At 70.8% G+C, this 14,750-nt stretch carries 12 protein-coding genes and 1 pseudogene; 8 read left to right on the top strand and 5 right to left on the bottom strand.

Annotated features, from left to right (window positions below; translation table 11 throughout):
* Positions 1 to 23: 23 nt before the first annotated feature.
* Positions 24 to 824 carry an SAM-dependent methyltransferase gene (locus tag AB0C15_RS10740; RefSeq protein WP_357350910.1) on the top strand — a complete coding sequence of 267 codons (801 nt, stop codon included), beginning with the start codon at positions 24 to 26 and terminating at the stop codon, positions 822 to 824.
* A 25-nt stretch (positions 825 to 849) separates the two neighbouring features.
* Positions 850 to 1,008 (top strand): annotated as a pseudogene (locus AB0C15_RS10735) (DUF397 domain-containing protein); the annotation flags it as partial.
* 63 nt (positions 1,009 to 1,071) lie between these two features.
* Here AB0C15_RS10735 and AB0C15_RS10730 read toward each other — a convergent pair.
* Complete coding sequence (locus AB0C15_RS10730) at positions 1,072 to 3,849, bottom strand: M14 family zinc carboxypeptidase (RefSeq protein WP_357350908.1); 2,778 nt, start codon at positions 3,847 to 3,849, stop codon at positions 1,072 to 1,074.
* Positions 3,850 to 4,050: 201 nt separating this feature from the next.
* Here AB0C15_RS10730 and AB0C15_RS10725 point away from each other — a divergent pair, with 201 nt between their 5' ends.
* Positions 4,051 to 4,407, top strand: coding sequence for a hypothetical protein (locus tag AB0C15_RS10725; RefSeq protein WP_357351148.1), 357 nt, complete (start codon positions 4,051 to 4,053; stop codon positions 4,405 to 4,407).
* A 56-nt stretch (positions 4,408 to 4,463) separates the two neighbouring features.
* Here the strand turns inward: AB0C15_RS10725 and AB0C15_RS10720 are convergent, their stop codons facing one another.
* Entirely contained in the window at positions 4,464 to 5,789 is a 1,326-nt protein-coding gene (locus tag AB0C15_RS10720) for a glycoside hydrolase family 18 protein (RefSeq protein WP_357350906.1), read from the bottom strand.
* A gap of 145 nt (positions 5,790 to 5,934) precedes the next feature.
* Between AB0C15_RS10720 and AB0C15_RS10715 the strand changes: the two genes are divergently transcribed.
* The gene (locus AB0C15_RS10715; RefSeq protein WP_357350904.1) at positions 5,935 to 6,819 is read left to right on the top strand and encodes a bile acid:sodium symporter family protein; all 885 of its coding nucleotides are present in this window, start codon (positions 5,935 to 5,937) and stop codon (positions 6,817 to 6,819) included.
* Positions 6,820 to 6,880: 61 nt separating this feature from the next.
* Here AB0C15_RS10715 and AB0C15_RS10710 read toward each other — a convergent pair whose 3' ends face one another.
* Positions 6,881 to 7,300 (bottom strand): PPOX class F420-dependent oxidoreductase, encoded by a 420-nt coding sequence (locus AB0C15_RS10710; RefSeq protein ID WP_357350902.1) that lies wholly within the window; start codon positions 7,298 to 7,300, stop codon positions 6,881 to 6,883.
* A gap of 124 nt (positions 7,301 to 7,424) precedes the next feature.
* On the opposite strand from AB0C15_RS10710, the gene AB0C15_RS10705 reads away from it, so the two are divergent.
* Entirely contained in the window at positions 7,425 to 8,318 is an 894-nt protein-coding gene (locus AB0C15_RS10705; protein WP_357350900.1) for an NAD(P)-dependent oxidoreductase, read from the top strand.
* 1 nt (position 8,319) lies between these two features.
* On the opposite strand, the gene AB0C15_RS10700 is transcribed toward AB0C15_RS10705, so the two are convergent.
* Together AB0C15_RS10700 and AB0C15_RS10695 are read right to left on the bottom strand one after the other, a co-directional pair.
* Entirely contained in the window at positions 8,320 to 9,423 is a 1,104-nt protein-coding gene (locus AB0C15_RS10700; protein WP_357350898.1) for a glycosyl hydrolase, read from the bottom strand.
* A gap of 116 nt (positions 9,424 to 9,539) precedes the next feature.
* The gene (locus AB0C15_RS10695) at positions 9,540 to 10,502 is read right to left on the bottom strand and encodes an AraC family transcriptional regulator (RefSeq protein WP_357350896.1); all 963 of its coding nucleotides are present in this window, start codon (positions 10,500 to 10,502) and stop codon (positions 9,540 to 9,542) included.
* 211 nt (positions 10,503 to 10,713) lie between these two features.
* Between AB0C15_RS10695 and AB0C15_RS10690 the strand changes: the two genes are divergently transcribed.
* From AB0C15_RS10690 to AB0C15_RS10680, 3 genes are all read left to right on the top strand, one after another.
* A complete protein-coding gene (locus tag AB0C15_RS10690) occupies positions 10,714 to 12,255 on the top strand; it encodes an NAD(P)/FAD-dependent oxidoreductase (protein WP_357350894.1) in 1,542 nt (513 codons plus the stop codon).
* A gap of 106 nt (positions 12,256 to 12,361) precedes the next feature.
* A complete protein-coding gene (locus tag AB0C15_RS10685) occupies positions 12,362 to 13,561 on the top strand; it encodes a low temperature requirement protein A (protein WP_357350892.1) in 1,200 nt (399 codons plus the stop codon).
* A gap of 158 nt (positions 13,562 to 13,719) precedes the next feature.
* Entirely contained in the window at positions 13,720 to 14,631 is a 912-nt protein-coding gene (locus AB0C15_RS10680; RefSeq protein WP_357350890.1) for an acetyltransferase, read from the top strand.
* Positions 14,632 to 14,750: the final 119 nt, after the last annotated feature.

Below are 14,750 nucleotides of genomic sequence, written 5' to 3'. Positions count from 1 at the left end.
AGACGGGTGAGAGGTGGCCGATCATGACGCAGTCGCAGCCCGAGGTTGCCCTGCAACCTGACACGCCGAACGCGGCGCGGATGTTCGACTACTACCTCGGCGGCAAGGACAACTTCGCCGCCGACCGGGCCGCCGCCCAGATGGTGTTGCAGGTGGCGCCGTGGATGCCCGAGGCCGCCCGGCAGGGCCGTGACCTGATCGCCCGGACGGTCCGGCACCTCGTGCAGGAGCGGGGCATCCGGCAGATCATCGACCTCGGTTCCGGGCTGCCGACCCGCGACAACGTCCACGAGATCGCGCACCGCATCGACCCGGACGTGCGGGTCGTCTACGTCGACAACGATCCGGTGGTCTGCGCCCACGGCCGTGCCCTGCTCGCCGACTCGACGTCGGTGTCGGTGGTCCAGGCCGACCTGCGCGACCCCGAGCAGGTGCTCGGCCACCCGGACATCAGCGCCGCCATCGACCTCGGGAGCCCGGTAGCGGTCCTGATGATGTTCGTGCTGCACCTGGTGCCCGACGAGCAGGACCCGCAGCGGATCGTCGCCACCTACCGCGACGCGCTCGCCCCCGGCAGCTACCTGGCGCTGTCGCACGCCAGCACCGACGTGCACCCCGACCTGATGGCCCGGATCTCCGCGATCTACGCCCGGGCGAACAGCCCCTTCGTGCCGCGCAGTCACGCCGACATCTCCCGGTTCTTCGGCGACTTCGTCCTGGAGCCGCCCGGGCTGGTCAACATGTGGCCGCACGCGGAGCCGCCGGCCACCGACGACCCGCAGGTCGCCCGCACCGGCTACAGCGGCGTCGCCCACAAAGCCTGAGCCGGTTCGGCAGGCGGGTCGCCCCCGTGCGGCAAGATCCGCTGGCGGCAACTGCGTCGAGGTCGCGGACAATCCCCCCGGCATCGTGGGCGTGCGGGACTCGAAGGACCCCGAAGGGCCGGCGCTGGTCTTCGGGCCGGTGGCCTGGCGGGCGTTCGTCACCGAGGTAGCCCGGCGGTCATAGCCCCCAGCACGCACGGAAGCGCCCGCCCCACACGGGGACGGGCGCTTCGCTGTGCGGGGTTGGTCAGCTCACCACCGATTGCAGCGGCACCTTCGCGTCGCGCAGGGCGCGTACCAGCTCCCTCGCGAACGGGTGCTCGTCCGCCTGGAGCCCTTGCGGGTTCGGGATCACGACGTACGCCGAACCGTTCTTCTCGGACGTCTGCGCGTCGGTGGTGAAGCGTTCGACGACGGCCTGGGTGCGCGGCAGGTCCGCCGCCGCCACCCGGATGGTGATCGGCCGCCACCCGCCGCCCAGGTCCGGTGTCACCGGCGCGGCGGCGGCGCTGGCGCGCGCCGCGTCGACGCCGGCCGGCCGCCGGGCGTCCGACGCGGCGGCCGCCGGGTAGAGCAGCGTGTTGGCGACCAGGTGCAGACCATTTTCGTTGTACGCGCGGAAGAGCGGATTGAACGCGAACAGCACCGCCCGGCCGGCACCGGTCGGCTCGTCGACGACGGCTGCCGTGCCCTTGAGCGTGTCCGCCCCGACGGTGTACCCGTTGGCCCAGAAGGTGTCACCCGTCGGGTAGCTGAGCACGTTCGTCCCGGTGCTGCTCGGGGTGAGAATCGGGTCGCTGTTGTTGAACTCGAAATCCTCCGCCGGGCGACCAAGCGCCACCGGGCTGTCCTGGTCGACGTCGACGCGCAGGTGCGAGCCGATGACGAGGTAGTCCGCCGGCTTGGTCTTCTCCGTGGTCGAGGTGAGCCCGGCGGCCCGGGCCAGCCGGGTGCCCTCGTTGCGCAGCCCGAGGTAGGTGTGGCCCCGGCCGACCCAGTCGCGCAGGTTGGCCTGCCCGGCGGCGGTCAGACCGCCGGTGGCGCTGCTACCGTCCGGCACCAGCAGCACCGTACGCCCGGTGAACGCCTCGGTGTTGTCGTTGATGTCGGCCGTGGTGACCGGCGTGAGGTCGAGGCCCCACCGCTTGCCGAGCACGTAGCGGGCCTCGCCGTGCGAGCCGGACGTGGTGGAGATGCCGGCGCCCTGGAACAGCCCCACGTCGGGCAGGTCGAGTCGGGTGCCGGCGGGTCGACCGCCCGGGGTGAGGGTGACGCCGAGCCGCTTGGCCAGCTCGTCCACGGTCCGGTTCACCGCGGCGGTCGGGATGGCCACCCTGCTGGTCGTGCGGTCGCGGACCAGGGGAACGCCCCGGCCGAGCAGGGTGAAGGTCAGCTCCGCGGCGGCGGCCGAGTCGAGCGGGTAGGTGTACGACCCCCACGGCCAGGCCGCGCCGGTGCGACCACCGGAGACTGTGCGGACCAGCTCGGCCCTCGGCCGGACGGTGTCTCCGGTGTAGATGGTGTTGATGCCCATGAGCAGCGGATTGCTCCAGGACGACACGTCGTAGAAGTACGGGAACGGGACGTACGGATCCTCGCCCATGATGGCCTGGATCCAGTGCTTCTGCGGCTGGTCCATCGGGATCCAGTACGCGCCCTTGGGCACTGTCACGTTCGTGGCGCTGCGCCCGCCGAAGACCCGCGCGGTGGGCACCCGGGTGGCCTTCTGCACCTCGTACACCTCGACGTCCATCCGGCGTAGCCGCTCGACGAGTTGGCGGACGTCGGCGAGTTGCCGGTCGGGCAGCAGGAAGTACGAGCGGATGGTGAGGTCCGGCACCGGGAACTGCACCTCGTTCGTGGGCTGCACCACCTCGTTCGGCTCCAGGGTGCCCGCCCGGCCCTGGGCGAGCGCGTCGGTCCAGATGTCGTAGTAGCCGTCCAACACCTCGCGCTTGTTCGCGGCGGCCCACCCGAGCGTCGACCACTGGGTGTGGAACTGCTGCTGGACCCGGTCGGCCACGGCCGACGCGCTGCCCTTCTCGTACGTCATGCCGGCCGCGCCGAAGCCGGTGGTCGGCACCGTGTCGCCGTAGCCCATGAAGAACATGTCGTACGTGTCGTAGTTGAAGTAGCACTCGGTGGTGACGGTGTCGTCGCAGGCCCCGTTGAAGCCGAAGCCGGCCTTGTTGGCCTCGCCGATCCGGTTGATCCAGTCCACCGCCTCGCCGGCGATCTCGTGGTGGATCGGGTCGGCGTTCGGTGGGAAGAAGTACTGCCGGCCACCCATCTCGTGCGCGTCGACGAAGACCTGCGGCGGGTAGCGCCGCAGCAGTTCGAGCTTGCCGTCGGTCTCCTGCTGGGTGCGGGCGAACCAGTCCCGGTTCAGGTCGAAGCCGAACTCGTTCTGTCGCCGGGTCGCGTCGCGGCCGTCCGGGTTCTGGGTGGGGACGATGATGGTGACCAGGTTGTCGTTGCGCTCGGCGACCGCGCAGGACAGGCCCGCCGCCAACTCGTACAACGTCTTGAGCGCCGCGTCGGCGCCGCTCTTCTCGCCGCCGTGCACGTTGGCGGTGACCCAGACGATGGCCGGGCTGTCCTTGGCCGTCCGGGCGGCCGTTCGCGCACTGGTCCGGCGCGGGTCGCGCAGGTCCCGGACGTCGTCGGCGATCTGGCGTAGCGCGGCGGGCCGCACGTGGCGCTCGTTGGACACCACCGCGTACGGCAGCGGCTGGCCGAGCACACTCGTGGTCAGCGCACCGGTGACGACCCGGTTGGAGGCGCGATCGACGGCCCCGAGGTAGGTCCGGATCTCGTCGTTGGTGACGACCCGCTCCTGCCCCGTGCCGAGCGGGAAACCGAGCACGTTCTCCGGGGTGGGAACGCTGCCCAACCGGGCGGTCGGGTCGTCGCTGCACCGGAGGGGTGGCGCGGCGGTCGCGGCCGGTGTGCCGCCGAGCAGGGGGGCCGTGCCGAGCAGGAGCGCGATCGTGGCGGCGCTCGCCAGCCGCCTGGCGGGGACCATTCGGATCCGACGTATCGATGGGGCCATCAGTCGTTTGCCCTTCTCGGGAACAACCTCGCAGTGGCCGGAGCCTATGAACCGGCGATACGACGGTCAAGGGGTGATCGACATTCTTGACTACACGGCGTGCCGGTTCCGACGCGGACTGGCAGGATGGTCATCTGGGTTCGTCGTCGTCTGGGAGGGGGAGACGTGCCGGAGATGATCACGCTCTCGGTCCATCCGGATCGTCCGTCCGCCGATGCTCAGCGTTCGCTGGCGTCCTGGCTGCGCGCTGAGGAGCGGCTGCGCGAGGGGGTGACCTCGACGCCCCCGGGCGGGCCGTCGGCGGACCACCCGAGCGTCCTGCGGGTGGCGGCCGGCGACGCGGGCACCACAATGGTGCTGGTGCAGGCGGTCGCCGGCTGGCTGACCCACCGCCGCGACGACGTGACGGTGCGGCTCACCCGGCCCGACGGCTGGTCGGCCGAGGTGGACGTCCACCAGGCCCGGGACATGGCCCAGGTGACCGCGCTCATCGAGGCCGCGGTGCACGCGGTGACACCGCCGCAGAGGTAGTTGGCCCGCCGCCGGCCGAGTGGTCGGCCGGCGACGAGCCAGGTGCAGACGTACGGCTAGAAGGTCGTCAGGCCGAGGCCGATCGTCTTGGTCAGGGTGGCGTTGTCGTCGTCGCCGTCGAGCGACCAGATCATGGCGCCGCCCAGGCCGGCGCGTCGGATGTAGAGCGTCTTCTGCAGCACGACAGCCGGGTCGTCGTACGTCCACAACGTCGTACCGTCGAAGAGCCAGGCGTGCCCGGCGCGCAGGTCGCGGTGCACGGTGTAACCGTTGCCGGTTAGGGTCTTGAGGTTCTTGTAGTCCTCGTACCCGGCCTCGAAGGTGGCCGGCGCGGGCGCGGTGGCCGGTTGGAACAGGCCGTTGCCGCCGCCGGTGATGCCGGTCCAGCCGCGACCGTAGTAGGGGATGCCGAGCACGAGCTTGTTCCGTGGCGCGCCCCGGGCGATCCACCCGTCGACGGCCACCTCGACGGAGAAGTCCGGGTTGTCCGGGGCACCCGCTGGGACGCGGAGCGCCGACTGCTGGTTGGCCCGGGCGTCCCAGCCGCCGTGGAAGTCGTACCCCTGCACGGTGGCGAAGTCCAGGTACTTGAAGATCTTGCGACCCTCGTAGCCGGCGTCCATGGTGGCCGGGCTGGCCGGCAGGAACGCGGTCAGCGGGTGGTGCGCGCGGGTCGTGCGCCCGTACGCGTCGAGCTGCCGGCGGAACTCGGCGAGCAGCTTGGTGAAGTTCTCCCGGTCCTCCGGGCGGATCACGTTGCCGGGCTCACCCTCCGAGCCGGGCCACTCCCAGTCGAGGTCGATGCCGTCGAAGACGCCAGCGCCGGCACCCGGGGTGCTGCCGGGCAGGTTGCCCTTGAGGTAGAGGTCGATGCAGGACGTGACGAACGCCTTGCGGGAGGCGTCGGTGCGGGCCGCGTTCGAGAAGTACGTCGACCAGCTCCAGCCACCGAGCGAGATCAGCACCTCCAGTTTGGGGTGCCTGGCCTTGAGCTTGGCGAGCTGGTTGAAGTTGCCGTTGAGCGCCTGGCCCGGGGCGTCGGCGACACCGTCGACGCTCTCCTCGGCCGGGACGGGGCGTTGGTAGTCGGCCCAGGCGTCGCCCTCACCCGGCCCGCCGTCCAGGTAGCAACGGCCGTCCTCGCTGACGTTGCCGAAGGCGTAGTTGAGGTGGGTGAGGCGGCTCGCCGCCCCGGACGTGTCGAGCTTCTTGACCGGGAAGGCCCGGCCGTAGATGCCCCACTGGGTGAAGTAGCCGACCCGGTGGTAGCCGGCGCGGTCGGCTTTGCCGCCCGCGTTCGCGGCGGTCGGTGGGGCGGCGGTGACGAGCAGGGTCGCCAGGGCGGCGACGGCGGTGAGACGGCGGTGGCGGAATGGTCGCATCGGCACACTCCCACGAGACATCAAGCAGAATTAGTAAAGAGACTTATCTGATTGATGAAGTTAAGCCGATCACCGTCCGGGGTCAAGAGCCGCCAGCCACATGGGGGATTGTGACGGCGTTACCGGGTGGTAACGATGTTGTGCCATGGACTCAGCCGTGACTCTGATCGGACTACCCGTCGCCCTCGGCATCATCATGCTCGGTCTCGGTCTCGGACTGACCATGGCGGACTTTCGCCGGGTGGCGAACCATCCACGAGCCGCCGTCATCGCACTCGTGTGTCAGGTGCTGGTGCTGCCGGCGCTCTGCTTCTGCCTCGTCCTCGCGTTCGACCTCGCACCCGAGCTGGCCGTCGGCATGATGCTGCTGGCCGCCTCACCCGGCGGTACCACCGCCAACCTCTACAGCCACCTGTTCGGCGGGCACGTCGCCCTGAACATCACCCTGACCGCCATCAACTCGGTGCTCGCCGTCTTCACCCTGCCGATCCTGGTCAACCTCTCCGCGGCGTACTTCCTGCCGGAAGGGAGGAGCATCGGCCTGCAGTTCGACAAGGTGCTCCAGGTCTTCGCCATCGTGCTGGTCCCGGTCGCGATCGGCATGCTCATCCGGGCGCGGGCGCCGCACGTGGCCGAACGACTCAACCGCCCGGTGCGGATCCTCTCCGTCGTCGTGCTCGTCGCCGTCATCGCCGGCGCGGTGCTCGGCGAGCGGGAGAACATCGCCGACTACTTCGTCTCGGTCGGCCTCGCCGTGCTCGCCTTCAACCTGCTCAGCCTCGCCATCGGGTACGGGGTGCCACGCCTCGCCGGTGTCGACCGGAGCGCCGCGACTGCCGCCGGGTTCGAGATCGGCATCCACAACAGCACCCTGGCCATCACCATCGCGCTCAGCCCGGCGTTGCTCGACAGCACCCAGATGGCGATCCCGGGGGCCGTCTACGGCATCGTCATGTTCTTCACCGCGGCGGCCTTCGGCTATCTGGTGACCCGCACCCGCACCCGCTCCGCCGTGACGTCGACCCCCTGACCGCCGGTGCCCTGTCGCCGCTGACGGCTGCGGTCAACGGCGACAGGGCGGGTGGCGGACGTCAGCCGACCTGGTTGTTGTCCTTCTGCTCGCCCCACCCGTGCCAGCGGTCGACCTCGATCAGTGCGCTGACCCGGGCGCGTTCCCGGCGTGGGTACGCGTTGCCCGTGTAGTGCTTCGACAACCTGTCGATGTCCGCCAGGCCCTCGTCGGCGCGCAGCTCGACGACGTGCCCGATGATGCTGACGTGGGTGTACCAGCCGGCCTCGTCGAGCACGGTGAGCGACACCCGGGGGTCGTTGCGGACGTGCTCCAACCGGCGGCGGCTCTCGTCCATGTTCACCAGGATCCGGCCGTCCTCCCACAGGTACCAGGTGGCGGCGGACACCGGTTGACCACCATTGCGAAGCGTGGTCATCACTGCCGGGTTCGGCTTGCGCAGCATCTCGACCGCGGCCTCGGGGAGCGGTGGCTTGGACATGAGGTCTCCTCGTCGCGACAACGTTTACCCCTGCACGTTACGCACCTGGCAGCACCGCCGCCCGGGGATGAGCCGGGACACACCCGACCGCAGGCACCGAACGACGGCCGGAGAGGATGGCGTCATGAGCAACTCTGCACTGCCCAGGCGTGTCGTCGTCACCGGCGCCACCGGCAAGCTCGGCCGCGCCGTCGTCACCCACCTGCGCGCCGTGGGCGTCGACGTGCTGGCGGTGGACCGCGCCGGTGGCCGCGACCCCCGCGACGTGGACGGCGAGTTCCTGCTCGTCGACCTGACCGACTACGGGCAGGTCGTGGAAGCGTTCACCGGGGGTGCCGACGAGCACGCGGGCGGCGTCGACGCGGTCGTGCACCTGGCGGCGGTCCCGGCCCCCGGGCTGATGCCGAACGCGACCACGTTCGCCAACAACTCCGCCGCCACGTACAACGTGTTCGCGGCCGCCCGGGCGGCCGGCATCAAACGGGTCGTCTGGGCGTCCAGCGAGACGGTGCTCGGGCTGCCGTTCGACACCCCGCCGCCGTACGCGCCGGTCGACGAGGAGTACCCCCCGCGCCCCGAGTCGACGTACTCCCTGAACAAGGCCCTTGAGGAGGAGATGGCCCGGCACTTCTGCCGCTGGGACCCGGAGCTGGTCATGGTGGGCCTGCGCTTCTCCAACGTGATGGACGTCGAGGACTACGCCCCGTTCCCCTCCTTCGACGCCGACCCGAGCTTGCGCCGGTGGAACCTCTGGGGCTACATCGACGCCCGCGACGGCGCGCAGGCGGTCGAGCGGGCACTCGCCCACGACCAGCCCGGCGCCGACGTGTTCGTCATCGCCAACGCCGACACCGTGATGAGCCGGTCCAGTGCCAGCCTGATGGCCGAGGTCTACCCGGGTGTGGAGATCCGAAAGGAGCTGGGCGAGCACGAGACGCTGCTCAGCATCGACAAGGCCCGCCGGGTGCTCGGCTACGAGCCGCAGCACTCATGGCGGGACCACGTCGACGTGCTGTAGGTCAACGAGCTGCCTGGTAGGCGCGGCCGACGGCGGTCGCCTCGCTGCCGGTCTGGAACAGCCCGGTCTGGTCCTTCTCGGTGGCGGGCAGGCCGAACCACGCGTACCGCTGTAGCCAGGACAGCCCACCCAGCATCTTCGTCGCCGCGGTGAGGAACGCGGCCTGCTGTGCCTGGGTGGGGAAGCGGACGCCGTTGGAGAAGTCGATCAGGGCGAACTCGGTGAGCCAGACCGGCAGGTCGTACCGGTCGTGCACGGCCTGCAGGTACGACCTGAGCTGGTTCACCGCGTTTGCGGTGGTGAAGTCGCCGCCATACCAGTGCAGGGCGATGAAGTCGACGCGGTAGCCCCGCTGCTTCGCCCCGGCCATGAAACGGTCCAGCCACTCGCCCGGCCGGTCGCCGCCCCAGGCCACCGCCGGGCTGCCCAGCGGCAAACCGGTGGCCTGCAACTGCGGCCACAGCTCCAACGCCTGCTCGACGGTCATCTCGGCCTGACCCTTCAGGTCCGGCTCGTTGAAGCCGAGCAGGTAACGGCCGTTCTGCTTGGCCTGTTGCAGATTGCTCGCGGTGACGCTCTTCGCCCCCCAGATCATCGGGACGAACTCGGTGCCCTGCGGGCTGGTGACGCCCTGGTGCTTCACGTCCCAGGTGTAGTACCAGCTCGCCCCGGAGTTGTTCAGCGCCTGACTGACACCGTCGAAGGTCCACACCCCGACGCCCTTGCGCTTCGAGGTCACCGCCGGCGCCGCCGGAGCGACCGGACGCCGGGTCGTCGGCTTCGCCGCCGGCGTCGCCGAGGGGGGCACCGCCGTCGGGCTCGCCGTGGCACCGGGCGTGGTCGCGGCGGGTGTGCCAGGCTCCGTGTCGGTGGACGGCGGCGCGTCGAGCGCCTGAGTCGCCGCCGGGGCGGGCGTCGGCCCGGTCGGCTGCATCACGACGATGACACCACTGACCAGTACGGCGACCACGGCGGCCACCAGGAGCGGCCACAGCAGCCGCCGCGCGCCAGTCGGGAGGCGGCCGAGCACCCCGCGTGGGGGCTCCGCGTGGACGCCCCGGTTTCCCCTTGCGGCGTCCGCTGCACCCTGGTCGGTTGCGCGCATCGTCTCGACTCCCTCGTGTGTGGTCGCAGCACTCTTCCATGCCGCGGTGGCGGGGGAACCCGCCAACTCCTCACCTCAGGAGACTCGCCAGCCGTACCCGGATAACAGTTTCGTCGTCAGCGCCGGAGGGTCGCGGACGGCGGCTCACCGAACCGGCTCCGATACTCGGTCGCGAACCGACCGAGGTGGAGGAATCCGTGCTGGAGCGCGACAGTGGTCACGGATGTGCCCGGCTCGGCCGAGCGGAGTGTGCGGTGGGCCGCGTCGAGTCGGCAGGCCCGTAGGTACGCGGTCGGGGTGGTCCGCAGCTCGCGGCGGAAGCAGTCCTGCAGGCTGCGGACGCTCACCCGCAGCGCCTCCGCGATGTCACCGACGGTCAGCGCCTCGCTGTGGTGATCGGCGATGAGGGCACAGGCCCGCCGGACGAGCCGCCCCGGGTTGGGGTGGTGGGCCGGCTCCGTCAGCAGGTCGGAGTGGCTGTGCCGGTGGGCGAGCAACAGTTGGCCGATCAGCCCTTCCGCGAAACGGGCGGCGACCTGCGGATTGTCGAACAGGGACGCGTCCGCCGGCCGCGACAGCTCGTCGGCGAGGAACGTCACTCCGCGTGCCCATGCCTGCGCGGTCGGAGTGGTCATCAGCATGCCGGCGTCGAGGCGGATCGGTTCGTCCACCGGGCGGCCCAGGAGGCGGGCGAGTTCCCGGTCGACGGCGCGCCGGTCGGCGTAGAAGATCCGGTGTGGTGATCCCTCGGACCAGCGCATGTCCGAGGAGTCGTACGGGGACAGCACCGAGGCGACGTCGGGGGTCGAGGTCACGGTCTGACCGGCGTGCCGGACCAGCGTGCTCCCGGCGGCCGGAATCTGGACGAGGTAGAAGGTCTCCAGCGCGGGCGGTTGGATGCGCACCGCCTGCCCGTAGTCGAGGTCGATGACGCCGACTGCGCCCGCCCGGCGGGCCGCCATCCGCAGGTGGACGTTGCGTACGCCCGCCTCCGGGGTGAGCCGGTGCGGACAGAAGACCCGGCCCACCTCGGCGCGAGCCCGGTCGACGTCGTCCGTGCGGACGGTCACCGCGTCCATCCGACACCTCCGGGCGTCCCGATGCGCCGACCCTAAGGCGTGACCGGGTCGACACGGGCCGGAGTGCCGTCGACCCGACAGCAGAACGGGCGCGACAGCGTACGGCGGATAGGGGCTGCGCGGCGCGGATAGCGACCTTCCTGGATCGCTCGTTAGCGTGCGACCACCGCTGGCGTGGTGTTCGGCGGCGGTTCACCCGGTGGAGGAGACCATGAGGATTGCCGTAGTCGGCGCCGGATTCGCCGGCTTGAGCGCAGCGAAGGTGCTGCGGCAGAGTGGGTTCGACGTCACCGTCTTCGAGAAGGCGCCAGACGTCGGCGGGGTGTGGAGTCGTACCCGGCGCTACCCCGGCCTGCACACTCAGAACAACAAGGGCACCTACCACCTCTCCGACCTGCCGATGCCTGCCGACTACCCGCAGTGGCCGTCGGGTGAGCAGGTCCAGCGGTACCTGGAGAGCTACGTGGAGAAGTTCGGGCTGGCCGGCTCGCTGCGCCTGTCCACCGAGGTCGCCTCGGCCGAACTCGTCAACGACGAGACCGGGTGGCTGGTCACCTCGCGGCCGGCGGGCGCCCAGGACCCGCTGACGGTGCAGCGGTACGACCACCTGATCGTCGCCAACGGCATCTTCTCCGACCCGCTCGTCCCGTCCTTCGCCGGGCACGCGAGCTTCGCCGCTGCCGGAGGGCGCGTCCTGGCGACGGGGGAGTTCCACGACATCGAGGCGGCCCGGGGCAGGAACGTCCTCGTGGTGGGGTACGGCAAGTCGTCCTGCGACGTGGCGGTCCCGGTGAGCGAGGTCGCCGCCCACACCCACGTGGTGGCGCGCGACCTGCTCTGGAAGATGCCCCGCAAGCTCGGCGGCGTCCTCAACTACAAGTACCTGCTGCTCACCCGGATGGGTGAGGCACTCTTCCGTTACCTGCACCTGAAGGGTTTCGAGCGGTTCCTGCACGGCCCGGGCAACGGTCTGCGCCAGCGCATGGTCGACAGCGTCGGCGCGGTCGCTACCCGCCAGTTCAAGTTGCGCGAGCTGGGTCTCGTGCCCAACGGCAGCTTCGAGGACATCGCCCGCAGCACCGTCAGCCTCGCCACCGAGGGGTTCTTCGAGCGCGTCGCCGACGGCCGCATCACCGTGCACCGGGATCAGGTGATCACCGAGCTGCTCGTCGACGACGGCCGGCCGGCCGCTCGCCTGGCCGACGGCACGGTGGTCCCCGCCGACCTGGTGATCTGTGGCACCGGCTTCCGCCAGCAGGTGCCGTTCCTCGACGAGGCGGTGCAGGCCCGGCTCCAGGACGAGGCCGGCAACTTCATGCTCTACCGGCAGATCCTGCCGATCGGCGTGCCGCACCTGACCTTCGCCGGCTACAACTCGTCGTTCTTCAGCCCGCTGAGCGCGGAGATGGCGGCGGTCTGGACGGCCGCGTACCTGCGCGGTGGGATCACCCTGCCGACCGAGGTCCGGATGCGCGACGAGGTGCGCGCCCGGCTGTTCTGGATGGCGACGCGCACCAACGGACGGCACGCTCGTGGCACGAACATCATCCCGTTCTCGATGCACAACATCGACGAGGTGCTCGACGAGTTGGGGCTCAACGTCGGCCCGCTGACCCGGGCCTGGCAGTGGCTGTTCCCGGTCGAGCCGGGCGCGTACCGCAGGGTGACGGCACAGATGATCCGACGCACCGCCGACCCGGTATCCGCCATCGGCGACGAAGGTCCGCTAAAGATGGATAAAGTACGCAGATAGTGGACGGGCAGGCGAGGGAGGCTCGGGGACGATGGCAGGCCATCAGGGTCACCCGCACGGGGTGCCCGTGCCGGCGGCCCTGGCCGGCTGAGCTGTCCCGACGTCCGTGCTGAGGCGCGCCGAGTTCTTCCGTGGTCTCGGAGACAGCAGGAGCCCGAACTCGGCGACCGTCCTGGAACTGCTGTTCGACATCGTCTACGTCTTCGCGCTGGCCCGCCTCGCCGGGCGGGTCGCGGACGACCTGACCATCGTCCGGCACACCCTGCTGTCCGAGGCGGGCCAGACCGTCCTGTTCTTCACGGCGTTGTGGATGATCTGGTCACTCAACGCCCTGCTGTCCAGCACCTACGACCCCCGCCGTCCCGAAATCCAGGCATTCCTGCTGGTGACGATGTTCGGCACCCTGGTGCTGGCGGTCACCCTGCCGCAGGCGTTCGGGCAGCGTGGCGTGATCTTCGCCTGCACCTACGTGGTCATCCAGGTCGGCCGACCGCTCTTCCTGGCGTTCGCCCTGCGGGGCCACGTGGTGCACACGTTCTCGTTGCGGGTGCTGACCTGGCACGTGGCGTCCGGTGTGCTCTGGATCAGCGGCGGCATCAGTGGCGGTCTCGGTCGGGGCGTCTTCTGGACCATCGCGCTCGCCATCGAGATGATCGGCGCCGCCACCACCTACCCACTGCCCCGGATGGGTGGGCCGCAGCTCACCTCCCTGGGAGTCAGGGTCTCGCAGGCGCACCTCGCCGAGCGGTACAACCAGTTCTTCATGATCGCTCTCGCCGAGGTGGTGCTCGAAGCCGGCGCCGCGGTCAGCTTCCCGGGCTTCACCACGGGGGGAACCATCGTCCTCGTCGCCGCGTTCGTGGCGGTCGTCTCGTTCTGGCGGATCTACTTCTACCACGTCAGGTCGGGTCACGCCGCGACCCCGAGCGGGGAGGGGATCCAACTGTCGCGCTGGGCCAGTTACAGCCTGCTGTTGATCGTCGGTGGCATCATCTGCACCGCCGTGGGCTTCGGACAGATCATCGAGGATCCGCATCCGCCGATCGACTGGGCGCTGGTGGTCATCGTCTTCGGCGGCCCGGTGCTGTTCCTGCTCGGGCGGAGCACCCTGGAGCGGGAGAGCCGGGTCGCGCCGCGCTGTCGGGCGCTGTACTTCGGCGCGGTGGCACTGGTCGTGGCTGCCCCGCCGATGGTGCTGCTCCCGCCGATCGCCGTGGCGGCCGTCGCGGCCGTGATCCTGGCCGGCATCACGGTGTACGACCAGCGTGCCCACAAGCGTGGATCGGAAACCAACCCGACGCTGTGACCGTCCCTTGCGGGCTGCCAGCCGTCCCGCGTAGGGTCGTCGGGCACGCCGTCGAGTGGGAAGGAGGTCAGAACAATGTCCGATGTTCTGCGCCCCCTCCGCGCTCCGGCGTCCGCGCGGATCTGACCCGGGGCGCTCGCTTCCCGGAGGACCAACCCATGACTGATCTGGTCATTCGTCCGCTCGTCGCGGGCGAGGAAAACCTGTTCGACTCCATGCCCGACCCGCTGCCCCAACTGCGTCAGGTCGCGTACGCGGACGGGGTAGCCGGCGGCGGCTACCGTCCCGAGAACACCTGGGTCGCGCTGCGCGCCGGCCGGTTGGTGGGCCGGGCTGCCTGGCTCCTTCCACCCGGTGCCGTCGGTGCGCCCTGGCTGGACCGGTTCGATCTGGACGCCGAGCCGGAGGTGGGCGCCGAGCTGCTGCGCTGCGCCCACGAGGCGCTCGGCGGTCCCGGTCTGTACTACGCCGCGCTGCCGGCGCACTGGCGACGTCGGCCCGAGGTGCTTGCCGTGGTACGGGCCCCCATGGAGGCGGCCCGGCTCGCCGGGCTCGTCGAACAGGGGGAGCGGCTCCGGTGCTCCTGGACGGGCACACCGCTGCCGGCGTCCTCCGGGCGGTTCGAACTCCGCCCGCCCGCCGACCTGGCGGAGATCAACGCCCTGGTTTCCAGAATCACCGAGCCGGACGTGCTGACCGGCGTCGAGATCGCCCGGGTGGTCGGCGGCGTCGACCTCGCCACCGACCCGCTGGCCTGGCTCGGCGACACGATCGAGAGGTGGCGCGTCGCGGTGGCGGCCGGTGAGCCGGTCGGGCTGGCGGGGACGTTCGGCGACGCCTGCTACCCGCTGCTGGCCTACTTCGGTCTGCTCGACGAGGCGGCCCGGCCCGACCTCCTGGCGGAGGCCGTCCGGATGCTCGCCGACGGCGGTGCCCGGGAGGTGATCGCCGACGTGGACGCGCACCGGGTGGCGGTGGCGGCCGAGCTGGAACGGACCGGGTTCCGGCAGTTGCGGTCCCGCGTCGTCTTCGCGCCACCGAACCAGCAGGGCCGGACGGACCGCTCCTGACCCTGGCCTAGCGGCGAGTCGGGGGGGGGCGGGCCCCCCGGCGCCCCCCCCCGGGGGGGGCCGCCCCCCGGGGGGCCAGCCACAGACCCACGGGCCCCCGCCCCCCGAAGCCAACCCCC

This window comes from Micromonospora sp. NPDC048835 (genome assembly GCF_040649995.1).
GTDB lineage: Bacteria > Actinomycetota > Actinomycetes > Mycobacteriales > Micromonosporaceae > Micromonospora.
The sequence above is the reverse complement of the archived record's forward strand: the minus strand, read 5'-3'. Positions and strand labels throughout refer to the sequence as shown.